The following is a 22,215-nucleotide window of genomic DNA, read 5'->3' on the forward strand; positions in this document are numbered from 1 at the left end:
AGCGAAGGGAACGTCCATGTTCATGCGCTCCTACACATCTCCCAGGCCCCTTGCCGACGAGTGGGACTGGCAACTGTCCGGCACCTGCCGCGACACCGACCCTGCTCTGTTCTACGACGACACGAACGAGCGCGGATCGAGGCGGGCGAAGCGCGAGAGTTCGGCGAAGCTGGTGTGTGCCAGATGCCCCGTCGTGCAGAGATGCCTGGTGCACGCCATCCAGACCGGGGAACCTCACGGCATCTGGGGCGGGATGACGGCCACCGAGCGAGAATCGTTGCGTAAAGCGCGAACTGCACCACTGGTCAGTGCTGTGTCGAGCTCGACCGAGCAATAATTTCTGGGGCAGGAACTGGTGGTGCGGAAACTCAGGGCCGCGCCTCGTGGTGTCGACGCCCATGCGTGCGTCGACGCTCCTTCATCTCGGATTCGAAGAGATGCGGCACTCCACCGGCCAGTCGGTCGCGCACCACCTTCTCGCATTCGCGGAAGAACGACCAGTAGTTCTCGTCAAACTCCTCGACCAGCTGGAAAGTCCAACGCCCCTCGACCACGTTCCGGCCCATCAGCTCGTCCTCGACTTGACCTGCCAGTTCGTCGTTGCCGCTGGTGCGCAGTAGCTCGACGACCTCGTCGAGCATCAAATCCGCGTGCCCGATCAGCTGATGGAAGTCGTACAGAGCACCGCGCGCACGCTCCACCGTTTCGAGGGCGTTCGGCAACACACCGGCCGCTTTCACTCCCTCGTCCGTGACGCCTTCCGGTCGAACGTGCACAGGGATCTGTCTTTCTGCATGGGTGTCCATGATGCGGAAGTACCCGAACGAGCCGCACATGAAAGATGGGATCAGGTACGAGTGCACCACAGGTGATGTGTCTCACAATTCATCTTCGAGTTCGATAATGAGGGTTAGTTCGCCGGGCGAAGGGTAATCGAAGGCTATGAACACCTCTGGGGTCGAGATGGTCGGCACGCATGGCCGCTACCGGTCCTTGCCTCGTTCTGCCGGAATACCGCCACATCTACCCACAGGAAGTCCCTTGATCCCTCTGTCGAGTTCGACCGAAGCCGAACTTACTCACGACTCCATCGCCTCGCTCCGTGTCCGGGCGTCGTACTCTCAACTTCCGACTCTGCGTGGAATCACCCGCACGGTCGCCAACAACACCGGATTGGATGTCGATGGGACAGCCGATCTCGCTCTGGCGATGGACGAAGTCGCAAGTATCCTCATCGGCCATGCGATACCGTCCAGCGATTTGACCTGCCGTTTCGAGACATTCGGTCGCACACTTCGGACCGTCGTTTCAGTGATTGCGCACTCCGAAATTCCCGACAAGTCGCACAGCTTCGGATGGTTCGTTCTCGAAGCACTGGTCGACTCCGTCCGTTTGGAACAATCGGAGATCGACGCGGACGGTCACATTACCCTGACGATGACGCTTGAAAAGGGCTTGATCCAGGAGCGTGCGTGACCGCTGTCCCACCGGACAAGAAGGACCAGTACGAACTAGCTGTCGAACTATTCGTCTCGATGGCTTCGCTTCCGCCTGATGATCCGACCCGAGAAAAGATCACCAACTCGATCATCGAATTGTGCCTACCGCTCGCCACCCACGTCGCACGCCGCTACCAGGGGCGAGGCCAGCCTTTCGAGGACTTGGAGCAAGTTGCGCGCGTCGGGTTGGTACAGGCCGTGCAGCGATTCGATGTGGAAAAGGGATCGGATTTCCTGTCATTCGCCGTCCCGACGGTAATGGGTGAGGTACGCAAGCATTTTCGCGATCATGGCTGGTCCGTTCGCGTCCCGCGAAGTCTTCAGGAACGACACCTTGCCCTGAACCGGGCGCTCACGTCGCTGTCCCAGACTCTCGGGCGTGCTCCGACCGTCGCGGAACTCGCGAAAGAACTCGACATCGAGCCGGACGAGGTCGAACAGGGGCTCACAGCCGGCAACTCGTATCGGACCGCACCGCTCGACACCGCATCCGCCGGCGACGGGAACGGACTGACTCTGATCGACACCTTGGGTCAGTACGACGAAGCGATCAGTCGGATCGACAATCACGAGACATTGCGGCCCGCGCTCCTGGCATTACCGGAGCGGGAGCGCACGATCGTCGTTCTGAGATTTTTCGGTCATCTCACCCAGTCTCAGATTGCCGAGAAGGTCGGTCTTTCCCAGATGCATGTGTCCAGAATCCTCACTCAGACGCTGAAGCAGCTACGCACCGAGATGGGCGAAATCTTCTGACGGTATGTCTCGAGGATCAGATGTACTCCTGTGCAAGACGTTCCATCTCGTCTCGGTCGATGAGCCCGGGCTGGCCGATGTCGAGAGCCTCGAGATACTTGTTGGCGAGGCGATAATCGTGACCCCACCTTCCGTGCTCACCGTCCTGCTCGGTGCGCTGCAGACTGGAACCGGGCGGAACCTCGTCCCGCAGACCGTTGGTCTCTGCTCCGATCAGCGTGTCGAGCTTGGTCGAGATAGCCGTAAGTGCATCGCGGTCGTTCATCTGAATCCCTTCGTCCGGTGACACTGACCCCCACCCTACCGAAGCGTATAGCCAAAAACATTGCACCGCTTAATGTTCGACTCCACGCCTGGACCGTTTTTCACCCTCGAGCTACACTGAGCGGTACCGAGGTTGAGAATACAGCCGGGGTTGAAGCCACTGGCGCTCGGTTCGCATCAAGGCTCTGGATCAGGTGAGTACGTTCTGCGCGTATCCGTCCTGCGCATATCCATTGAGCTCTAGAGCTTTCCACAGCTGGACGCGTTCACTTTCCGCGCCGCCAGATCGGTCGTCAGCCTTTCGATGAAAGCACACAGACCGGATCTGCCATGAATCTGAATGAACTCGACCACACTTCGATTGATTCCATCGATCCCTCAACACAATTGGGGCCGATCTTGGAAACACAAGGCTTCGCTGCCTGGCGGGTAGCACCCTCGACAGTCCTGATCCAGGTCAATGTCGATCTCGACAGACTCTCCGCGCCCGAAGTACAAGAACTTCTCAGCTCGTACGCTGCGGAGTGGACTCGCGTCATCTTCGACCTGTCCAATTCACTGTTCGTCGGTGCGGTATGCCTCGAACTGTTCGCCGAGCTGAACTCCCGTTCGCGAACCCATGACTTCCAGTGGTCCGTTATCGGGTCACACCCACTTCGACGCTTGCTTCGGGCAGCGCGGGCGGAAGAAGAATTTCCGGTTACGAACTCTGTCGAGGCCGCCATGCGCGCGCTCCGCGAAGCCGAGAAGTCGCTCGAAGTCTCCTGACGGCACGCCCGGCACCGACGTCGAGCGCTGAGCGCTGAGCGCTCGCAGCGACTAAGGTTCGTCGGGCTGTCCGACGAGCTGAGAGAGACCGAGAATGACAATCGCCAAGCGCCTCGATGCCTTGCAACAGAAGCATCCGGCACTGGGGTTCCCGATAGCGGTCCTCTACAAGTTCCTCGACGATCAAGGTGTTTATCTCGCCGCGCTGATCGCTTACTACGGATTTGTCTCGCTGTTTCCGCTGCTTCTCCTGCTCTCGACGATTCTCGGCTTCGTGCTGTCGGACAACCCCGAACTTCAGCAACAGATCTTGGACTCGGCACTGCATCAGTTCCCGGTTATCGGTGACGACCTGGGCAACGCGCAACAGATCGGTGGCGGCGTCACGGGTCTGGTGATCGGAATCGTCGGCGGCCTCTACGGTGGCCTCGGTGTCGCTCTGGCTTGCCAGAATGCGATGAACACGGTGTGGTCTGTGCCCCGAAACATGCGACCGGATCCCATCCGCGGGCGGCTTCAAGGGTTACTGCTGCTCGGCACCATCGGTCTCGCGATCTTGGGGACCACAGCTGTCTCCAGCATCGGTGGCGCGCTTCATCTGGGCGGTTCGTTCAGCTTCTTACTGACCCTCGCGGCAGTCGTCTTGAACGCGGGTATCTTCATCGTCGCTTTCCGGCTCACCTGCGCGAGGCCGCTGTCTGTGGCCGATGTGGCACCCGGAGCGATCGCCGCTGCTGTTCTCTGGCAAGCACTTCAGTCCTTCGGTGCCCTCTACGTGACGTCCGTGGTGCGGGGTGCTTCCACCACCAATGGCGTCTTTGCCATTGTTCTGGGTTTGTTGGCCTTCTTGTTCCTGGCTGCCGCCTCGATCGTCATGTGCGCGGAAATCAACGTCGTGCGAGTCGACAAACTCCATCCGCGGGCGTTGCTGGCTCCGTTCACCGACAATACCGAGCTCATCGAAGGCGATCGGCGCACCTTCGCCGATCAAGCAAAAGCGCAACGCGCGGTTCCGCACGAGAACATCCACGTGACATTCGACGGGCACACCAAATCCGACGAATCGGACTGATCTCGACCCCGATCGAGTTGGGTATTTGGTCCCGTCCTGAGCATCGGGGTGACATTCTGCGCCGCGAATCCAGATTTAACACAGGTGTTGTCATTTCGCGCAGTATCGAAGCGACGAATACATCACAGCAGGTAGACGCGCATAGTTGAACAATCACCTGCTTCCGGCGCGGCCCCACGACGGGACAAACCCGCCAAATACTGCAACTCGCCATGCATGTAATTGGAGACAGAAAAAGAAGAGCATGGCAGGATCAGGTGTGAGACCGGACTCTCGATGGGAGGGCTCGGCTCGATGGATCCAGGAGAATTTGGTTATGGCTCAGGGCAGTGTCAAGTGGTTCAACGGTGAAAAGGGCTTCGGATTCATCGAGCAGGAAGGTGGCGGACCGGATGTGTTCGTTCACTACTCGGAGATCCAGGGCAGCGGCTACAAGTCCCTCGACGAGGGCCAGAAGGTCGAGTTCGAGATCGGACAGGGCCAGAAGGGCCCCCAGGCTCAGAATGTTCGCGCCATCTGAGCTCGATCCCAGTCTGAATTCAGACTGAAAAGGCTGGACGCTGCACCGCACGGTGCCGGCATCCAGCCTTTTCTTGGTTTCTGGGTCTACTTGGTTTCCAGGTCGGACGCGTGCCGAGTTCGGTACCGGTTAACTCGCTCGCGCCCGCTTCTTCTTGTGGGAGCTGTCGCAGAACGGCGCAATGGCGGTCCGTCCACATCGGCACAAAGCGACCGTAGAGCGCTTGTTCTCTATCGGAGTGCCGTCGTCGCGGAGCAACTCGAAGTCACCACGTACCAGCAGCGGTCCGTCCGAGCAGGCGGTTATGGTGGTGTTGCACCCGGAACTATCCGGTGTTTCGGCAGATGACGATTCGGGAAACGCGGTCATATGTCCTCTTCACTTCTCGATTCGGCCACTGGCGTGCCTACTTCCATGCCCGTTCCGCAGGCTCGCGGCCCACTGAGCGCCACTCTCGTTTCCATTCTGCTCTCCTCCGCCGATCCGAGGGAGCTGAAGGCTGCCGCTGACGCGTACGAAGACGCACGATCCACCGACCTCACCTACGACATTCTTCGAGACGATGACGCCCAGTTGACGCTGGCGCTCCTCTACGAGCTTCATCTGCAGGGAATCGAGAACGTCGCGGACGAGTGGGAGTGGAATCCGGACCTGCTCGCGGTGCGGTCTCGTCTCGAAACGCACTTCGAGTCCGCCATCGCGCAACTCGTGGGGACTGTACCGTCGTCTGGCGACGTGGTGGCCGACCTGTGGGCGATGACGGCGCCCAGTGCCGGACCCGGTCTTGCGGCCTTCATGGCGAAGGACGCCACGGTCGATCAGTTCGCGGAGGTGCTGATTCACCGTTCGCTCAATCAGCTCCGTGAAGCGGATGTGCACACCCTTGGAATTTCGCGGCTCTCCGGTGCCGTCAAGGCAGCCCTCGTCGAGGTGCAGAGCGACGAGTACGGAGGCGGCCGCGCAGAGCGTATGCATTCGCGTCTGTTTGCCGACACGATGCGGGCCGTCGGTCTTTCGGACCGCTACGGTCACTACATCGATGCCGTTCCCGCAGTGACCTTGGCGTCGTTGAATGCTCTCTCGCTCTTCGGTTTTCATCGCCGACATCTCGGCACCCTGGTCGGGCACCTGTGCGCCGTCGAGACCACGTCGGCGCTGCCGAGTAAGCGGTACAGCGCCGGCCTGCGCCGACTCGGATTCGGTTCGGACGCGACCCTGTTCTACGACGAGCATGTAGAAGCGGATTCCGTCCATGAACAGATCGCCGTTCGGGAGCTTGCCGGCGGTCTTGCTTCTTCACAGCCACACCGCGCCGGCGACATCTTGTTCGGCGCCGCAACTTGCCTCGCGTTCGACGATCTTCTCGGTGAACATCTCACATCGAGTTGGGAGAAGGGTGAGACTTCGTTGCGCGAATGACCACCAGTTGTTCGATTTCCTGACCGGTGGTGATCAACCCTCGCGCCTCGAGCATCGTGCGTCTCTCACGCATCACGGGCCCGAAAGGAATGTACTTCCGAGCCGAAATCTCCACCGCCATACCGTGTTCCTCGAGTATCGCCTCGGTCTTGTCGACCCCGCACAGTACCGACTGCAGGAGAAGAAGTGTGCCGCCGGGGACGAGTACGTCGTGAACGGTGGCCGCGATCCTGTCGATGAGGGCGCGTCCGTCCTTGCCTGCGTCCCAAGCACGTTCGATTCCAGCGGTAGGGAGATCATCTGCAATTGCAGGGACGTACGGCGGGTTGGAGATCACCAGATCGAAGAGTTCGCCGTGCACGGCCTCGGTGAGATCGCCACGACGGGAATCGATGAAGGTTCCGTTGAGGATTCCGTTGAGACGAGCGTTGGCGCACGCTCGGCGAGATATGTCGACTGCGACAACGTGGCCTGCACCTGCCGCAGATGCCGCGACGGCGAGGGCGCCGGTCCCCGTGCACAGATCCAACACCCGACTGCGAGCGGTGAGGTGCTCGAACAGCAGTGCATCCGCGAGTAACGACGTGTCGTGTTGCGGTGGATACACACCAGGTAAACGCAGGATCATCATCGGCTCCTCTTTTTCGGGCGACATCGCACATCGCTGCATGCGGCTACCCAGGAACCTCGAATTTCATGCAACATTGGAGTATCGACCGCCTGGAACGGTCACATCGCCGCAGTTTGCGGAGTAGACCTGAGTCATGACAGGCAATGCGGACACTCCACAGGGAGCCGCGGCGTTTGCTTCCGCAGCAGATTCGCTCGACACCCTCGCCGAGGCGATTGCCGGACTCCGGTCCAATCTGAACACGGACGAGCACCTGGACTCCATGCTCCAACGTCTGGCCGAGACGGCGGTCAAAGCACTGCCGGACGCCGACGCAGTCAGCGTGACCGTGTTGTCGGCCGATGGCCCGCGAACTGCTGCATCTACCGCGGACTATCTCTCCGGGATAGACGACGCCCAGCACTCCGCCGATCGTGGTCCGTGTGTGGACGCCGCGCGATCAGTCTCGTCGGTCCGGGCAAAGGTGGGTGATCACGAAGCCGAATGGCCGGAATTCACCGTCGAGGCCCGCAAACAAGGCGTCCGGTCCTACTTGTCCGTGCCGATCACCATGGGCGAAGGGAGCGCCGAACTTCTCGGCGCTTTCAACGTCTACGGATTCGCATCGACCGAGTTCAAGGCCTTCGACGAAGAGTTGATGAAATTGTTCACCGCCGGTGCGGGCGCGGCGATCGCAGATTCACGACGCTGGCGTCAGGCACACGAACACATCGAACAATTGCACTACGCCATGGAGTCTCGGGCCGAGATCGAGCAGGCCAAGGGCGTCCTGATCGCCGTCCACGGTATCGACGCCGAGGAAGCATTCAGGCGCCTCGTGCAGCAATCACAGCACACCAACGTCAAGCTGCACGACGTTGCACGGATGCTCATCGATTCGGTGCGCCACCGCAGTTTCTGAAGATTCTTCAGTCGCAAAACCCCGTTTGGTACCCCGAAGGTACCGCTCCCAAACGTATCCAGAGATGTTTCACCGAAACAGGTTTCGACCTGCGCGACTGCTGGCGGTCGAGCGGCGGCACTCGTCTGAAATGTGGTTATCTGTTGAGAACCGGGACGAAAGAAGACCCGACCGTACCAGGGTGAGGAAAGGATCGTCACTGTGCCAATCGACCAGGTTCTTGTCGTAGTTCCCGCCCACAACGAAGCCGAAGACCTTCCTAATTGCCTTCGTGCACTCGCAACAGCGGCATCGGCTTGCGTTGTCCCCGTCCGACTTGTTGCCGTCCTCGACAACTGTTCGGACGGAACCGCGGGGGTCATACCCGACGGGGTGGAAGTACTCCGCGTCGAGCATCAGAACGTCGGACGTTCGCGAGCGACGGGCTTCTCCGCGTTCGGCTTAGATTTGGGTGCCTCAGCGTGGTTCACCACCACCGATGCCGATTCGGTGGTCGGCCCCACGTGGATTGCGCGCCAACTGGAGTATGCGCGTACTGCGGACGTCGTCGCGGGAACCGTGCGCATCGCCGACTGGGAAGGTCATCCACACTCTGTCCGCGAACGATACGAACGTATGTATCACGAGCATCCGTACGGTCGACACGGTCACGTCCACGGTGCCAACCTCGGTGTCCGCGCCGACATGTACTGGAGCGTCGGAGGATTCTCCGATCTCGAAGAAGACGAGGACGTCGATCTCGTCCGGCGGTTGAGCGAGGCGGGTGCCTGTATCGCGTGGGCAGAAGATATTGCGGTCACCACGTCTGCACGTCTCGACGGCCGAACTCCGGGCGGTTTTGCCGGACATATCCGTAACCTGGGTGATATGACCGCCGATAACGAAGAAGCGGAGTTGGCACGATGAAACGACTACACACACTCCTGGACGCAGGTGGACTGTACTTGCCGTTGCCCGGCGGCGGCGCGACGGCCGCACGATGGACCTCCCTGGCAGAACTCACTCGAGAGAACGTGGTCCTCGGCCGAATGGCCGAGGCTCACACCGACGCCGTCGCGATACTCACCGAACTCGACGGCCCCGATCCCGAACCGGGACAGCTGTGGGGCGTGTGGGCAGCCGAGCCACCCGAACCAGTCGTGAATGCATCTGAGCACGTGGGGATCTGGACGCTCACCGGTCGCAAGTTGTGGTGTTCGGGCGCTAACACCTGCACACATGCACTGATCACCGCGTTGGTCGACGGTGTCCCCTCGCTCTTCGCGGTTGAGCTCGGACTACCTGGGGTACATCCCGTTCCCGATTCATGGAAGGCCGTTGGTATGGCCGAAAGCGACTCCAGCGCGGTCGACTTCGACATGGTTCCGGCAATACCGGTTGGCACGGCAGGGGACTATCTGAGCCGGCCGGGGTTCTGGCACGGCGCGATAGGGGTGGCCGCATGCTGGTACGGCGGTGCGTGTGGAGTTGCAGATCCGTTGTACGACAAGGCCGCAAGCAGCGAAGATCCCTATGTACTCGCGCACCTCGGTGCGGTCGACGCGGCGCTGGCCGCAGCGCGCAACGCGCTCGCAGTCGCGGCGGCGGAGATCGACGCCGACCCTTTCAACGAAGACGCCGAGGCCATGCAACGGGCACTGCGTGTGCGGGCAATCGTCGAACGCGCCGCCACCGAGACCCTGGATCGGGTGGGACGCGCTCTCGGGGCCGCACCGCTCTGCATGGACGCCGAGCATGCCGCCCGCGTCGCCGACCTCACCGTCTACTTGCGGCAGAGCCACGCCGAGAAGGATCACGCAGAACTGGGCCGGATTGCGGCTAAGGGGAAACGGCCGTGGTGAACTCGAAACTGTTCGCGCAGAAGCCCGTCGACGACGGCGGCACCCCCGAATCGACATGGCAGGCGTGGGGACGCAGTTTTCCGGAACTGGACCTCAGCGGGTGCTCGCGATTGATCGTCGTCGCTCCCCATCCTGACGACGAAATCCTCGGACTGGGTGGAACCGCGCTCCTGGCAACACTTTCCGGCATCAATGTTCAAGTGGTGTCCGTTACCGACGGCGGCGCTTCACATCCCGACTCACCTACGGTGACTCAGCCCGAGATGGAACAACTTCGACGGTCCGAGTCGGATCGAGCAGCGCGTGTGCTCGGAATTCCCACACCGGTTCGATTGAGCATCCCGGACGGGAGGATTGGCGAGAACCGGCGAGAGTTGACCGACCGCCTCAGCTCGATTCTCGGTGATTCCTCGGCCGATACTTGGTGCGCCTCGACGTGGCGCGGGGACGGCCACCCGGATCATGAAGCTACCGGGGACGCTGCGGCAAGGGCGTGCGCGGATACTGGAGCACGATTGATCGAGTACCCCATCTGGGCGTGGCATTGGGCCGCGCCGGATCATGCGGCAGTCCCGTGGGAACGAGTCAGAAGAGTGACCTTGCCGTCTGATGTTCAGGCTGCAAAATCTGCTGCTGCCCAAGAGTTCACATCACAGATCGCACCACTCTCCGATCACCCTGCGGATGCACCCATACTCCCCCGACACGTGATGGAACGCTTACTGCGACCGTACGAAACGGTGTTCGTATGACCGATCGTGAACTTCCCGCGGACTACTTCGCCAAGATGTATGCCGCACAATCCGATCCATGGGACTTCGAATCTCGTTGGTACGAGCAGCGAAAATACGCGCTCAGTATCGCGATGCTCCCGAAACCCCGATACCGTCGCGCGTTCGAACCTGGGTGCTCGATCGGGGTCCTCACCGAGAAATTGGCCGAGCGCTGCGACAGCGTTCTCGCCACCGACATCGTCCCGGCCGCACTCGAGAGTGCTCGTGCGCGGCTTGCCGGTCGCGACGCCGAATTCCGCCTCTGGGCTTTGGGTGACGACTGGCCCGGCGAGACCTTCGACCTCGTCGTCATCAGCGAGGTCGGCTATTACCTGACCTTCGACAAACTCGTCGACGCAATGCTGCAGGTCGTCGAGCATCTCGAGCCTGGCGGCACTCTGCTGTGTGCCCACTGGCGTCACGTCGTACCGGAGTATCCGCAGAACGGTGACGCCGTTCATTCGGCTGTGCGCCAGACGCCGGGGTTGGCGCAGTTCGCGTCGTACCAGGACGAGGACGTGCTGATCGACGTCTTCGTGAAGGGTCCGCCGTCACCACCGTCGGTAGCTCGTTCCGAAGGTCTGATCTAGAACACCTGTGCGCGGTTGAGGAGTGCGGGGACTCCTCAACCACGCACGGAGGTCAGTCTCGCTTCTCCAACGCGAGGTCCGTATCCGAGTGCAGTTCACCGACTTCGGTCTTGAGGATCCGCATCGACCGACCGAGGCCGCGGGCGGCGTCCGGCAGCTTCTTCGAACCGAACAGCACCACGAGCACTACTGCGACGATCGCCCAGTGGGTCGGGCTGAGCGCGCCCATCAGGCGGGTTCCTTGCCCTCGGGGTACACCGCGTCGACCTCTACCTCGACGAGCCAACCGGCCACCGGCAGTCCCGCAACCTCCAGCGCGAAGCGGGTCGGCCGGGCACTGTTGCGTTCGATCGGAGCGATCGGCTCGGCAGTGCCCATCGGCACCAACTCCGTGTCACCCGTGTCAAGATTGGTATTGGCGAAGAACTGGCGGTACGCGCGATTCCATCCGGTGTAGTCGGCCTTGTCCGATCCCGGCGCGTTGTCGAGGAAGACGCGCATCGTCACGACGTCTTCTAGACTCAATCCCTGTGCTTCGAGGTTGTCGCGGATCTTCTTGAGTACGTTGATGCCCTGCGCCTCGGTGACGGTGACACCGGCCGGCAGAACACCGCCGGAGAACTGACCGTCGATGTACGACTCCGGCGAACCTTCCGGCGCCGCCTTGTTTCCTGCCGACGGGCCGATGCCGCTGGTCTTGTAGATCGCGGTGTCGCCGCCGATCGCGACACCCTGAGCGATCATCGGGTTTGCCTGCCCCGCTTCGAGAATCGATTTCGAGACGAACGAACTCGATGTGGTCTCTGCGTCCGCCTCGTCAGACGAGCAGGCCGTGGCGAACCCCAGTAGCGCAGTGGCGGCAAATGCCGCTGCAAGGACCTTGGTGCTGCGAGAATTCATGATTGGACCTCCAGAAAAAGTGATGGAAAACGAAGCACGTCAGGCAGTTTGCGCAACACGCTGATGCAGGTGGGTCACGACGTCCTGCGCGGACGTGAAGGCCCCGTGCTGCCAGGCGATGGCGTTGGAGAGGTGATCGCCGGCGAAGTAGATCCGGTCGACGGGTTCGAGCAGCTTGGTGTACTCGGGAGTTGCCATGCCGCCGTGGGAATCTCCCGCGCCGGCCCACGACGCCCAGGCGGATTCCGAATACTTGGTGCGGCGCCAGCTTCCGGAGAAGGACGACGAGATGTCGCGAGTGTATTTGTCGCCGTGGATTTCTGCGCCTTCGGCGATGGCCTTCGCCAGCCGCTGACGGTGAGTGAGCGATTCGAAAGCCTGTTGACGCTTACCCGAGCTGTAGTACGCGACGACGACGCCGCGGTCGGAGTTGTAGTGGTCGTAGGGGAACATGATCTGGGAGATGTCGCGGTCGGTGTTGGACGCGCCGCCGTAGATGCGGTCCTCGGTCTCCCACCACCGACGCGAGTATTCGATACCGAGCTTGCCCGACGACGACGGCTTGGCTGCATCCAACGCGAGCAGGATGTCGGAGGGCAGGTTGTTGTTCAGCCGCTTGATCAGGTGCGGCGGGATCGTGCAGATTGCGTAGTCGGCGGTGATCGACTTGGTCTTGCCGTCGACGACGTAGTCGACGGTGACGCCTTCCGGCACGTTCTTCATGCCGCTGACCTCGGCGCCGAACTCGATGTTGTCCATGCCGATCGCGTCCTGGAACTTGTAGTAAATCCGGTCCATGCCGCCGACGGGGGTCATCATCGTCATGGCCTGGTCGTAACCGAACTCGAAGGAGAATGCACGCCCGATGCCGCCCTGGATCACCTCGCTCATCCCGAATGGTTCGATCTCGGTTCCGAAGTTGAGGCCGGCGCCCGGCTCCACGGCGTGCCCTCGACGCGAGGATCCGACGTAGCGGCCGTCGCTGGAGAGATCACCGAAGTCGGTGAGGAAGGACGAGAGTGCTTCCTTGTCTTCCTTGCTCAAGACCTGGTCGAGAGCGCCCTGATTGGTGGCCTTCTGCAGCAGCTCGGACATGTATCCGTAGGTGTCGGCCTTGGCTGCTCGGTAGGTGATCGACTGATTGGCCAGCGGCTTGTTGCCGGTGTAGTTGACGAAGGTGTTCGCATTCTGGTTTCCGAACATCTGCAGTTCGACGCCCAGTTCGCGGCAGTAGTCGATGGTGTTGTGATTTTGCGGAATACGCGTCGCACCGAGGTTGTAGAAGTGTCCCTCGGAGAACGTACAGGTCTGTGTCTCGCCGTTCAGGTCGGTTTCTTCGGTGCCGTTGCGGATCGACCACACCCGACCACCCGGCCGGTTGCGCGCTTCGAGGACAGTGACCTTGTATCCGGCCTTCTGCAGTTCGTAGGCGGAGCACAGACCGGACGGTCCGCCGCCGAGGATCACGACGGAGTGATTTCCCTTGACCTTTCCGATCAGGTCACCCGCGGCAGGTGCCTGAAATCGCCTCGGCGTCGACGCCACCGCCGGCGCCAGGCCGATGGACGACATAGCACCGAGTGCCAGGCCCGCGCCGCCGGTGATTCCCAGACTGCGCATGAAAGATCTACGTGTGTATGGCATTCGAGCTCCCCAGTGTGCTCCCGGTGACCCGGGTGGTTGGTGTTGAACACAGACTTCAGGAGCGTTGGGTCCGGAACTTGACGCACAGGAAACAGTCAGTGGGGGTCGAGTGAGAAACCTGCGAGCATCAGCATCGGGCTCTCTCACCCGAGTGCGATCAGCGGAAGCATGTCCGCAATATCGGCGTTACAGGACCGGACTAGCGTGACGCGACATGTCCGCTCTCACCGAAGCCATCGCGCGGTCCTTCACCACGCGCGAGAAGCAACCCCCGGCGCGATCACCGCTGCGCGCGTTGGGCCGTCGGCAACTCTCGGGCGCCGAAGTGCTGGCCCAGTCGGTGGCAACCACCGCCCCCGCTGTGTCGATGGTCGTTCTGCCCGTCACCATGCTGACACACGGCCGATTGTTGAGCGGGATGATCACCATCATCGCGGCCACCGTGCTGGTGACGCTCATAGCCTTCTGCGTTTCGCAGTTCACCCGCCGAATGGCTGCGTCGGGCGGATTGCACAGCTTCGTCTTTCGTGGCCTGGGCACCCGGGCAGCATTGACCACCGGCACCGCCATGCTGGTCAAGTACGTCGGCAGCGCGGCGATGACGCTCTATCACGGAGGACAGGCCGCAATCGCATTGCTCGGCTTCGCGGGTGTGCACGTGGACAAGACTTTTCACGTCATCGCGCTCTATCTGGGGATAGCCCTGCTGATTCTCGGCGCCCTCGTTCGAAGTGTCAGATTTGCCGCTCTCGCGATCCTCGTCGTCGAAAGCTGTTCACTTCTGTTCATCGTCGGGCTCATGATTCTGGGCGGTTCCGGAAGTCAACAAGCACAGATCGTTCCGCCCACCTCCGGCCACGGGCTGTTACTCACCGCCCTGGCTGCCGTGTTCGCTCTCGCCGGATTCGAGAGCGCGGCCTTCTTCGGCCCCGAAGCTCGTCGTCCGCTGGTAACCGTCACCCGCACAGTCCTTCTCACACCAATCATCTGTGGATCGCTCTTCATCTTTGCGGGCTGGGCCGCTTGGTCGGGACGTAGCGACACCCTCGTCAACGCCTATCTCCACGGAACAGCGACGGGTGTGAGTCCAGGTGTCGTCATCGCGCTCAACGTCGGTCTGGGGTGCTCGTGGCTGGCGTCGTCGATGGCGTCGTCCAATGCTGCGTCGCGTCTGGTCTACTCGTTCGGCGTCGAACGCCTACTCCCCCGCCGGTTCGCCTCGGTTCACAGCGCATTTCGCACGCCCTACTTCGCGCTGACCGTCGTCGTCTGCACAGTTCTGGTGGGCGGCGGAGCCTTTGCCATCCTTGGACGCGGAGAGATTTTCGACGACGTTCGACTGACGGTTCGCGGTGCCGTCATCGTTGCCTATGCACTGGTGGCGATCGCATCGGTTGTCTTCCTGACGCGTATCGGAGAGCACACTCCCGGTGTTCTCACAGCCGCGTCGTGTGGAAGTGGTGCCGGTGCGATAGTTCTCGGTTACCTCGTTTACGCCAACACGATCGACCATGCGTACGTTGCACCGATCGCTGTGCTCGTGATCCTGACCTCGGGCACGCTCTGGCAGTTCTACCTGCGACGCCGAAGCCCCAAAAGTCTGCTGCATGTCGGAGCTTTCGACAGTCCCGAAACCGAGGACGTACTACCAGGAGCTGGGGTGTTCGCCACCGACGCAGCCGGAAACATCGTGCTGGTGGGCGAGCCGACTGCCGGCGCTCGCTGATGGTGGGCCGACCACGCGACCTCGGTGGGCACGAACCCCGAGCGGTTCAGCGCGCCCTTGCCCTCCTCGAGTCGGCGGCCAGGCTCGGATCGGGAGCCACCGCCAAGGACATTGCCGCCCTGGCCGACATCCCACCTGCCACTGCGTATCGGTTGCTCAACATCCTTGTCGCCGACGGTTACCTGGTTCGGATCGCCGACCTCTCCGGCTTCGCGCTGGGCCGACGCACCCGTGAATTGGCCGGGGCTGCCGCCGAACCCACCCCCGTCGACAATTCGGTGCTCCTCGAAGAACTTCGCGAGCAGCTACGGTTCGGCGTCTACCTCGCGTCGTTTGCAGAGAACAGAATTCGACTGGTCGATCGCGATCCCGACCATGAGCTCAGCGGCGAACGGACGCTGGTCACAGCCGTTCACGCGTCGGCTATCGGGAAGCTGCTCCTCGCCAGCCGACCCGAATTGGCCGAGGCCCCATTGCGAAAGGTCACCGCACACACCATCACCGACGGCGACCAGTTGGAACTCGAACTCTCTCGGATCCGGCGCGGCGAGCCTGCCCGTGAGGTCGACGAGATTCGTGTCGGACGCTCCGCCGTCGCCGTCCCGATCCACGACGCGGAAAGGTGTGTGGTCGGCGCCTTGGCTGCGATAGGTCCGACCGGCAGACTTTCCGTCGACGACGCAGAACTTGTGGCGCTCTTGCGGGAGTACGCGGAACGCATCGTTGCACCGACGATGTCGAAGGCAAGCTGAAAATCAGAGGCCGAACACACGTTTGGCGAAGCCGAGATGCTCGTCAGCCCAGCCGATGACGCCGAGCGTGGAATCGAGATTCTGCGGCGGAGTGCGCACCAAGGTGTCGCGTCGGACGAGACGGTCGAAATCGACCTGCACGCGGTCGAACTGGACTCCGGCCGTGACCATGATGTTCGCCAGTTCTTGCGCCATCACCCCGTACGCGACTGTCGTGGGATGAACGCCGTCGAGCGAGAAGAGTCCGCCCGAAGCGCGACCACCGTGACCGTCGGCGGAGAGGAACAGCGAGTCCGGCACGGGTTGCAGGTCGGTCAACGCTTTGGGGAGGGGGTACGGCGTCCACCATGACGGCCGCGCATTGACGTCGGTGACGTAGCGCCGTGAAGCCACGCGCTCGAGCAACCCGGCGATGTCGCAGAGGTACCAGTCCTTCCCTACTCGACGGGCGTTTGCGACTGCCTGCTCGATACCGTCGTTGTACATGTCGATTGCGGTATCGACGGCCCACGCCTGCGCGCCGGTGATGTGTTGATCGTGCTGTGGGTCGAAGTCTGTGTCACGCACCCACGGTCGCGCGTAATACGGGAAATACCGTGATCCGATTTCGATCTTTCCGCCGAGCCCGTGAGCGATCGGTGCGATGGTCACGTGTGGGACGGTGCAGAGGATGACGTGCTGCGCGTTGATCTTCCGGATCGCGGCGAGCACCTCGGCATACTCCGACGCGAAGTGCTCGGGCTGCCACACCGTGTAGTCGCGCTTACCGTCCGGGTCACGGAAGTTGTTGCCGCTCCACTCGACTCGGAGTTCGGTGACGGTGCGGAGCGCGTTGTTGGCACCAAGGAAGACGATCAGAGTTTCGATGCCCTCCTTGCCCAACTCCGCTGCTGCGTCGAACACCGTCATGCGCTTCTCGGCGTCGGAGCCTCGCGGCAGAACTCGCAGTGCGGCGCGCTCACCGTTGTTCTCGACGATCTGGCTGATCAAATCGTCGTGCGGTTGGCGAAGAGCATCCTCACAGCCCTGCGCCGTCTTGGTCAGAGCGTCACGAAGATCCCACCCGTACACCGAGAGGTTGTGGTTGATTGCCGAGAACGTCGGGGCTTCGCTGCCCGGTCCGCGTTCCCAGTAGTCCTCCACCTGGTCCGTGAACGCACGTGCAGCGAAGAGTGCGAGCGGAACCTCCCAGAGGTCGAGCCGTGGGCCGAAGCGCTCCTCGAGGGTGCGGAGCAACAGTTCGATGTTGAGCGGAAGCCCGCCCGGGCCGCCGTAACGGGGAAAGCGGAACTGGTCGAGCCGGCCCAACTGGTGAGCAATGATCGCCGGATACGACAGATCGGTATTGAAGATCGCCCCGCTTTGAAATCCCTGCGACAGCGAATCGCCGATGACTACCAACCGGTGGGGAGCATCGCCCCCAGGCGGAACTACCGAAATCCCCACCGTGGGATCGAACTGCGGAACCCTGGGTCCGCCGGCGGCCGCGGCCACGACGTCGTCGGGAGTATCGGATGGAAGTTCCATGCCCAACTCACCTCCGGAAAAGTCCAGCTGGTCAGCTGATCAGTGGTGGCTTACGCCGATCGGCGTTGGCCTGATCCGATTGCTTCTCGATCGACCTGACAACCTCGTCGGCCCACTGTTGATTTCGCCCGTCGAACTCTGCGCGGTCCCGCCGCGCGATACCGCGTCCGACCAGGATGGCAATCGGAATGGAACACACGACCCATACGAGTAGTACGCCACCGACAATCCACCACATAACCAGTAATTGTGCCCGATTCGACGACTGTTGTGCTCCAGGTCGAAACATCTGTCCGAATCGTGGCGGTCAATCCAGATGAGCGTGCAGGTCAGAAACGGTCTGCGTCGACGGTTTCACGGACTTTACGAACCTGATTCCATCCCCGGACGGCGATGCCGAAGGCAACAAGCGACATCAGATCCGAGACCGTCAAACCGTGTTCCCTGTTCAACGACCACAAGACCTGACCTTCCATCGGTCCATTGAAGAACAGCCACGCCACCCCTGCACAGGCGGTCGCAACAACACTGGCTTTCGACGGCTTCATCAAACACACGGTGCTGGTCACGAACAACAAGTTCATGAAAACCAGACCGTAGAAAATTCCGATCATGCGACTCCCCCCAAAGCTCGTTCGTTCAGCTGCGGTTGAAGTTCAGGTACGCCTTCGACGGTGTCGGGCCGCGCTGGCCCTGGTACTTGGATCCGGCCTCGGAGCTTCCGTACGGGAACTCTGCAGCGCTCGAGAGCTTGAGCAGGCAGAGCTGTCCGATCTTCATTCCCGGCCAGAGCGTGATCGGCAGGTTTGCGACATTGGACAGCTCGAGTGTGATGTGGCCGCTGAATCCCGGGTCGATGAAACCGGCGGTCGAGTGCGTCAACAGGCCGAGGCGCCCGAGGCTCGACTTACCTTCGAGGCGACCGGCCAGGTCGTTCGGCAGTGAGCACACTTCGAGAGTCGAACCGAGAACGAACTCGCCGGGATGAAGCACAAACGGCTCGCCCTCTGCCGGTTCGACCAGGCTGGTCAACTCGTCCTGGCGAAGTGCCGGGTCGATGTGCGTGTACCGCGTGTTGTTGAAAACCCGAAACAGACCGTCCAGGCGCACGTCGACGCTCGACGGTTGCACCATGGAATCGTCGAAAGGGTCGATACCCAGACGTCCAACGGAGATTTCGGCACGGATGTCACGATCGGAGAGCAGCACAGGTAGAGGTTACCGGTTCCGCGGGCAGTGCCGACCCATCGCCGGGGCGATCACATTGCGGTGACGAAGCGCGATGGGTGAGTTCGGGACTCCCCCGCCGTGCCCCTGCCTCACATTGCCTCGAGCTATCCATACCGAAAGGCTCTCCCGCGCAGAACTTGTGGACAAAACATCCACCAATCGTACCGACTTCGACACGCGCCATCTGATCAATGACAGCCAGGGACACGCTGCTTGAGAGCTCGTCTGATAATGTTCGGAACGCACGTTGGTCGGCGGTGAAAACACGCCCGGTCGCTGCGACGCCGATGTAGTTCAATGGTAGAACATCAGCTTCCCAAGCTGAATACGCGGGTTCGATTCCCGTCATCGGCTCCACAGAAAAGCGGTTCTGACCAGTGTTGGAGCCGCTTTCTTCATGTCACACAGTTGTTCGATCGCTACGAAATGTCACAGCGATGTCACTGCGCCTCCGAGAACCTTCGCTGCATCCTTCAGCGCGTCGTTCTGTGAGTGCGCGTAGACCTTCATTGTGAAGCTCGCATCCGAGTGTCCGATCCATGCAGCAATGACTGCGACTGGGACGCCCTGGAGATGCAGTGTCGTCGCCGCAGTGTGCCGAGCATCGTGCAATCGTATGTGCCGGACTCCGGCTGCCTTTGCAGCCTGAGCCCAGTACCTCGACAGCACAGCTGGGTTGTACGGCTCCCCCGCCTCGTTACTCATTACGTAATCGCCTGAACCATAATCGGGCCCCAACGCGAGCCGTTCGCGCTTCTGCCGGAGCTTCGCAGCCTCCAAAGCGGTTTTGAGCGTCCCGGTCAGCGGGAGCGTGCGACGTGAACTGTTCGACTTCGGATTACCCTCGACCGTCTTCCCACCTGCGCTCGTTCGATTGTTAGCGATCGAGAGCGTGTTGTTGACGAAATCGATATCGGTCCATCGCAAACCCGCGATTTCACCGCGCCGCAGTCCGGAGAGCGCGAGATGCCAGGCTTGGCCGTTACGATCTTGATCCGCCTGAGCAAGGAGTTGCTTTACCTCCGCCGGTGAATAAGTGTCCATTTCCTTGTGCGCGGCCGGAATGCGATCCACCTTCGCCGCGACATTGCGAGCCACGAGCCCTTGCGCGAGCGCGTCCTCGAGCATTTGCGCGACGGTCGCAGTCACCTTATTTACCGCTGCTGGCGACCACGGCTTCCGAATGCGACCCTTTGCTGTCTTAGTGCCCCCTGCCACCAAGTCCTTAACGAGGTCGTCAATGTGCCGCTTGGTGAGCGACTGCAACAACATTTCGCTGTGTCGCTCACGCAATGGCCCTAGATCGTATTCGAGCTTCGACAACGACGTCGGCCGAAGCTTGTGACGCCCGGCAACGTAGTCAGCACAAGCCTTTTCGACCGTGACCGACGATCGAGCTACGTACGTGCCCTCATTGACCTGGGTAGCAATCTTTGCGTATGCATCGTTCGCTTCATCAAGGCTGACATAGCGCTTACGGGTCTGTCGACGCTTTTCCGTGACGGGGTCGATCCCGGCGTCGAGGATGACTTCATAGCGTATTGCTCCACTCGCCAAGGTCACCTTCTTCATTCCCGGAGGGAGCCGCTTGCGACTACTCATCACCACCCCCAGACTCCCCATCGAATCGGAGGCCACGCTCCCGAACCAACGCAAGAGCCGCCTCGACGCGAGCTTCTGCATCCTTGGCAATGTCACGCCGAGTGTCTAAACCCTCCGTGTACCCCTTCTTGCTTCGCTCGATGGCAAACGACAACCGCTCCATTGCTTCGTCACGAGCCTTTTGAGCAGCTCGCAATTCGCGCATGACGCCCAGCCCCGCCGCATTGCTTCGAAGTTCTTCGATCGCGGCTCGCGCGCTCCGAAGTTCCTCTCGATCCATTTTTTCTAGATCTCCACCGAGCATCATGGGACGCTCTCCGGTAAACCACTGGATCGCATCATTTGTGGGCACTTCGGCCCCTGGGACAATCTCCACTGGGCCGTCAATCAAGTCCGGGTAAATCAACGCTACCGGGGGCACATTAAGCGCCTGCGCAATCAGGACCACCTCCCATATATGCAAGACATTCCCCCGATGGCCCGAATCCAACTTGGCGATCACTGTGGGCGAAATTCGTTGCCCCAGTTCCGCTGTGCGGTCCGAAAGCCATTGCGCGCTCCGCTTTCCGCGCACCTCTTTCGCGGCAGCGCCGAACCGTCGCACGAATTCCTCGGTCCACAGAACCTCACGACTTTGCCCTCCGCCAGTATTCGCCATACGAAGATTCTAGACGACTTCTTGCGCGTGGGGAACCGGGCGCGTACGCTTGCGTTCAGCGCAGATCCTTCCAAATATTCTGCGCACTGCGAAGACTGGAGAAGTCATGGCACAGCTACATCCCATCCCCTATGTGTGCGGCAGAACCGGCCTTGGGCGCACTTCCATCTACGGGTACATCGCGGCCGGCAAACTCAAATCAATCAAGGTAGGGCGGCGACGACTTGTCGCAGAGACTGCAATCGAAGAGCTCATCGCCTACTTGGAATCTCAGTCAGACGCGAGCGTTGCGTCTTGAGCCTCGTCGAAGCAAAAAGAAACGGCATCGGCCGCCGGGGAGTTGCGTTCCCATTTGCAGCCGATGCCGTTCAGAACCCCAACCCTTACGAAGGAGTATCTATGTCCACCATTGTAGTGCCCAATGTCTTCGAAAGTGAAGTGAGAGTCGGGTCACACCGCGACTCGCTCGGCAATAAGCAGCGCGTTGGCGTTGGTGTCACCGAAAATGGTGGCATCGAAGTAACGCTTCCCGGAGCCGGGAATTGCTCGCTCCGTTTGTCTTTCGACGAGGCTGAGGAGTTGGCAGCCGTTCTCGGTGATTCGGCCCTCATTGTGCGGTTCTCGCACGGTGCCGGTTTTGCGGAGGTGGCGTGATGAGCAACCAGAATTTTGATGCCGCCAAGGCGGAGTGCGCGCAGTTTCAACAGGAAATGGAACGGCACAGGGAGTTTCAGGGCTACGTCCCGACTGCAGCCTTTGATCGCGACAGGCCGGCTTGGTCCGACCCTGACCATGACGCCATTGATTGCTACGAGGGGGACGTCGCACAACCGAGCCAGTCCGAGTGGCGTTCAAGCCCGTTGACGATTCCTCGCTCGCTGCAGCTGGCAAAACTTGAAGAGAAGACTGAAACATGGCGACTGGCATACATCGCAATGAACGTCAGTCAGCAGCCCGAGCAGAGTGCACCCCGGATTAGCTTTGAACGCCACGGATGGGGCCGTAACGGAGAACCTGTCCACCCTGAGCGTCGGTGGAAGTACTCCCTGACGGTCGAGGAAGCGGTGTGGATGGCACGGGGACTGCTCTTGTTGGCTGACCTCGCCACGGGCGCCAAGGACGATATCGGGGAGGTGGCCTGA

30 protein-coding genes and 1 tRNA gene are annotated in these 22,215 nt (G+C 61.2%); 18 read left to right on the top strand and 13 right to left on the bottom strand.

The genetic code is table 11. The annotated features are described in order from the left end of the window. The first annotated feature begins 22 nt into the window (after window positions 1-22). Window positions 23-337, top strand: coding sequence for a WhiB family transcriptional regulator (locus R4P65_RS22885; protein WP_411742579.1), 315 nt, complete (start codon window positions 23-25; stop codon window positions 335-337). Between the two features lie 31 nt (window positions 338-368). Here the strand turns inward: R4P65_RS22885 and R4P65_RS22890 are convergent, their stop codons facing one another. Next, window positions 369-806, bottom strand: a complete 438-nt coding sequence (locus R4P65_RS22890; protein ID WP_317828229.1) for a hypothetical protein — start codon at window positions 804-806, stop codon at window positions 369-371. A 136-nt stretch (window positions 807-942) separates the two neighbouring features. Here R4P65_RS22890 and R4P65_RS22895 point away from each other — a divergent pair, with 136 nt between their 5' ends. Together R4P65_RS22895 and R4P65_RS22900 are read left to right on the top strand one after the other, a co-directional pair. Continuing rightward, window positions 943-1,476, top strand: coding sequence for an anti-sigma factor (locus R4P65_RS22895; protein WP_317828230.1), 534 nt, complete (start codon window positions 943-945; stop codon window positions 1,474-1,476). Then, window positions 1,473-2,255 (top strand): SigB/SigF/SigG family RNA polymerase sigma factor, encoded by a 783-nt coding sequence (locus R4P65_RS22900; protein WP_411742580.1) that lies wholly within the window; start codon window positions 1,473-1,475, stop codon window positions 2,253-2,255. Before R4P65_RS22895 ends, R4P65_RS22900 begins: the two co-directional genes overlap by 4 nt. A 16-nt stretch (window positions 2,256-2,271) precedes the next feature. Here R4P65_RS22900 and R4P65_RS22905 read toward each other — a convergent pair whose 3' ends face one another. Beyond that, window positions 2,272-2,520: a modification methylase HgiDII gene (locus R4P65_RS22905; RefSeq protein ID WP_317828231.1), complete on the bottom strand. Its 249-nt coding sequence runs from the start codon at window positions 2,518-2,520 to the stop codon at window positions 2,272-2,274. A gap of 329 nt (window positions 2,521-2,849) precedes the next feature. Between R4P65_RS22905 and R4P65_RS22910 the strand changes: the two genes are divergently transcribed. The 3 genes from R4P65_RS22910 to R4P65_RS22920 all read left to right on the top strand — a co-directional run bounded on the left by R4P65_RS22910 (window position 2,850) and on the right by R4P65_RS22920 (window position 4,879). Beyond that, the gene (locus R4P65_RS22910; protein WP_230816416.1) at window positions 2,850-3,287 is read left to right on the top strand and encodes an STAS domain-containing protein; all 438 of its coding nucleotides are present in this window, start codon (window positions 2,850-2,852) and stop codon (window positions 3,285-3,287) included. 94 nt (window positions 3,288-3,381) lie between these two features. Continuing rightward, window positions 3,382-4,359, top strand: coding sequence for a YihY/virulence factor BrkB family protein (locus tag R4P65_RS22915; protein WP_230816417.1), 978 nt, complete (start codon window positions 3,382-3,384; stop codon window positions 4,357-4,359). Between the two features lie 316 nt (window positions 4,360-4,675). Next, complete coding sequence (locus tag R4P65_RS22920) at window positions 4,676-4,879, top strand: cold-shock protein (RefSeq protein ID WP_003943666.1); 204 nt, start codon at window positions 4,676-4,678, stop codon at window positions 4,877-4,879. Window positions 4,880-5,008: 129 nt separating this feature from the next. Here R4P65_RS22920 and R4P65_RS22925 read toward each other — a convergent pair whose 3' ends face one another. Beyond that, window positions 5,009-5,248, bottom strand: a complete 240-nt coding sequence (locus R4P65_RS22925; RefSeq protein ID WP_230816418.1) for a CDGSH iron-sulfur domain-containing protein — start codon at window positions 5,246-5,248, stop codon at window positions 5,009-5,011. On the opposite strand from R4P65_RS22925, the gene R4P65_RS22930 reads away from it, so the two are divergent. Continuing rightward, a complete protein-coding gene (locus tag R4P65_RS22930) occupies window positions 5,249-6,298 on the top strand; it encodes an iron-containing redox enzyme family protein (protein WP_317828233.1) in 1,050 nt (349 codons plus the stop codon). On the opposite strand, the gene R4P65_RS22935 is transcribed toward R4P65_RS22930, so the two are convergent. After that, a complete protein-coding gene (locus R4P65_RS22935; RefSeq protein WP_317828234.1) occupies window positions 6,255-6,953 on the bottom strand; it encodes a HemK2/MTQ2 family protein methyltransferase in 699 nt (232 codons plus the stop codon). The two genes, R4P65_RS22930 and R4P65_RS22935, sit on opposite strands and share 44 nt — an antisense overlap. A gap of 109 nt (window positions 6,954-7,062) precedes the next feature. On the opposite strand from R4P65_RS22935, the gene R4P65_RS22940 reads away from it, so the two are divergent. The 5 genes from R4P65_RS22940 to R4P65_RS22960 all read left to right on the top strand — a co-directional run bounded on the left by R4P65_RS22940 (window position 7,063) and on the right by R4P65_RS22960 (window position 11,034). Beyond that, entirely contained in the window at window positions 7,063-7,830 is a 768-nt protein-coding gene (locus R4P65_RS22940) for a GAF and ANTAR domain-containing protein (RefSeq protein ID WP_317828235.1), read from the top strand. Window positions 7,831-8,031: 201 nt separating this feature from the next. Next, window positions 8,032-8,736: a glycosyltransferase gene (locus tag R4P65_RS22945; protein WP_317828236.1), complete on the top strand. Its 705-nt coding sequence runs from the start codon at window positions 8,032-8,034 to the stop codon at window positions 8,734-8,736. Beyond that, a complete protein-coding gene (locus R4P65_RS22950) occupies window positions 8,733-9,671 on the top strand; it encodes an acyl-CoA dehydrogenase (RefSeq protein ID WP_317828237.1) in 939 nt (312 codons plus the stop codon). Before R4P65_RS22945 ends, R4P65_RS22950 begins: the two co-directional genes overlap by 4 nt. Then, window positions 9,665-10,423 carry a PIG-L family deacetylase gene (locus R4P65_RS22955; protein WP_317828238.1) on the top strand — a complete coding sequence of 253 codons (759 nt, stop codon included), beginning with the start codon at window positions 9,665-9,667 and terminating at the stop codon, window positions 10,421-10,423. Before R4P65_RS22950 ends, R4P65_RS22955 begins: the two co-directional genes overlap by 7 nt. Beyond that, window positions 10,420-11,034 carry a class I SAM-dependent methyltransferase gene (locus R4P65_RS22960; protein WP_317828239.1) on the top strand — a complete coding sequence of 205 codons (615 nt, stop codon included), beginning with the start codon at window positions 10,420-10,422 and terminating at the stop codon, window positions 11,032-11,034. The genes R4P65_RS22955 and R4P65_RS22960 overlap by 4 nt, the downstream gene beginning before the upstream one ends. A 52-nt stretch (window positions 11,035-11,086) precedes the next feature. Here R4P65_RS22960 and tatA read toward each other — a convergent pair whose 3' ends face one another. From tatA to R4P65_RS22975, 3 genes are read right to left on the bottom strand one after another with little or no spacing between them, the layout of a single operon-like run. Continuing rightward, window positions 11,087-11,263, bottom strand: coding sequence for a Sec-independent protein translocase subunit TatA (tatA, locus tag R4P65_RS22965; protein WP_019747480.1), 177 nt, complete (start codon window positions 11,261-11,263; stop codon window positions 11,087-11,089). Continuing rightward, window positions 11,263-11,934: a Rid family hydrolase gene (locus R4P65_RS22970; RefSeq protein ID WP_230816426.1), complete on the bottom strand. Its 672-nt coding sequence runs from the start codon at window positions 11,932-11,934 to the stop codon at window positions 11,263-11,265. The genes tatA and R4P65_RS22970 overlap by 1 nt, the downstream gene beginning before the upstream one ends. Before the next feature lie 39 nt (window positions 11,935-11,973). Then, window positions 11,974-13,554, bottom strand: coding sequence for a flavin monoamine oxidase family protein (locus tag R4P65_RS22975; RefSeq protein WP_317828311.1), 1,581 nt, complete (start codon window positions 13,552-13,554; stop codon window positions 11,974-11,976). Between the two features lie 238 nt (window positions 13,555-13,792). Here R4P65_RS22975 and R4P65_RS22980 point away from each other — a divergent pair, with 238 nt between their 5' ends. Both R4P65_RS22980 and R4P65_RS22985 read left to right on the top strand, forming a co-directional pair. Continuing rightward, the gene (locus tag R4P65_RS22980; protein ID WP_317828240.1) at window positions 13,793-15,304 is read left to right on the top strand and encodes an APC family permease; all 1,512 of its coding nucleotides are present in this window, start codon (window positions 13,793-13,795) and stop codon (window positions 15,302-15,304) included. Next, window positions 15,304-16,056: an IclR family transcriptional regulator gene (locus tag R4P65_RS22985; protein ID WP_230816428.1), complete on the top strand. Its 753-nt coding sequence runs from the start codon at window positions 15,304-15,306 to the stop codon at window positions 16,054-16,056. The genes R4P65_RS22980 and R4P65_RS22985 overlap by 1 nt, the downstream gene beginning before the upstream one ends. A 3-nt stretch (window positions 16,057-16,059) precedes the next feature. Here R4P65_RS22985 and R4P65_RS22990 read toward each other — a convergent pair whose 3' ends face one another. From R4P65_RS22990 to dcd, 4 genes are all read right to left on the bottom strand, one after another. Next, entirely contained in the window at window positions 16,060-17,583 is a 1,524-nt protein-coding gene (locus tag R4P65_RS22990) for a hypothetical protein (RefSeq protein WP_317828241.1), read from the bottom strand. A 31-nt stretch (window positions 17,584-17,614) separates the two neighbouring features. Next, window positions 17,615-17,821 (bottom strand): hypothetical protein, encoded by a 207-nt coding sequence (locus R4P65_RS22995; protein WP_230816430.1) that lies wholly within the window; start codon window positions 17,819-17,821, stop codon window positions 17,615-17,617. A 91-nt stretch (window positions 17,822-17,912) separates the two neighbouring features. Then, window positions 17,913-18,197, bottom strand: coding sequence for a hypothetical protein (locus tag R4P65_RS23000; RefSeq protein ID WP_230816431.1), 285 nt, complete (start codon window positions 18,195-18,197; stop codon window positions 17,913-17,915). Window positions 18,198-18,222: 25 nt separating this feature from the next. Next, window positions 18,223-18,792 (bottom strand): dCTP deaminase, encoded by a 570-nt coding sequence (gene dcd / locus R4P65_RS23005; protein WP_019747488.1) that lies wholly within the window; start codon window positions 18,790-18,792, stop codon window positions 18,223-18,225. 304 nt (window positions 18,793-19,096) lie between these two features. Between dcd and R4P65_RS23010 the strand changes: the two genes are divergently transcribed. Further along, a tRNA-Gly gene (locus R4P65_RS23010) sits at window positions 19,097-19,170 on the top strand. Between the two features lie 72 nt (window positions 19,171-19,242). On the opposite strand, the gene R4P65_RS23015 is transcribed toward R4P65_RS23010, so the two are convergent. Together R4P65_RS23015 and R4P65_RS23020 are read right to left on the bottom strand one after the other, a co-directional pair. Next, the gene (locus R4P65_RS23015) at window positions 19,243-20,415 is read right to left on the bottom strand and encodes a site-specific integrase (protein ID WP_317828242.1); all 1,173 of its coding nucleotides are present in this window, start codon (window positions 20,413-20,415) and stop codon (window positions 19,243-19,245) included. Next, the gene (locus tag R4P65_RS23020; protein WP_317828243.1) at window positions 20,408-21,073 is read right to left on the bottom strand and encodes a DNA-binding protein; all 666 of its coding nucleotides are present in this window, start codon (window positions 21,071-21,073) and stop codon (window positions 20,408-20,410) included. Before R4P65_RS23020 ends, R4P65_RS23015 begins: the two co-directional genes overlap by 8 nt. Window positions 21,074-21,179: 106 nt before the next feature. On the opposite strand from R4P65_RS23020, the gene R4P65_RS23025 reads away from it, so the two are divergent. The 3 genes from R4P65_RS23025 to R4P65_RS23035 are packed head-to-tail and all read left to right on the top strand — an operon-like array spanning window position 21,180 to window position 22,215. After that, window positions 21,180-21,371 carry a helix-turn-helix domain-containing protein gene (locus R4P65_RS23025; RefSeq protein ID WP_317828244.1) on the top strand — a complete coding sequence of 64 codons (192 nt, stop codon included), beginning with the start codon at window positions 21,180-21,182 and terminating at the stop codon, window positions 21,369-21,371. Beyond that, on the top strand, window positions 21,368-21,727 hold the full coding sequence (locus tag R4P65_RS23030; RefSeq protein ID WP_317828245.1) for a hypothetical protein: 360 nt from the start codon (window positions 21,368-21,370) through the stop codon (window positions 21,725-21,727). The genes R4P65_RS23025 and R4P65_RS23030 overlap by 4 nt, the downstream gene beginning before the upstream one ends. Then, window positions 21,727-22,215 (top strand): hypothetical protein, encoded by a 489-nt coding sequence (locus R4P65_RS23035; protein ID WP_317828246.1) that lies wholly within the window; start codon window positions 21,727-21,729, stop codon window positions 22,213-22,215. Before R4P65_RS23030 ends, R4P65_RS23035 begins: the two co-directional genes overlap by 1 nt.

The sequence above is a fragment of the Rhodococcus sp. IEGM 1318 genome (assembly GCF_033142465.1).
GTDB lineage: Bacteria > Actinomycetota > Actinomycetes > Mycobacteriales > Mycobacteriaceae > Rhodococcus_F > Rhodococcus_F qingshengii_B.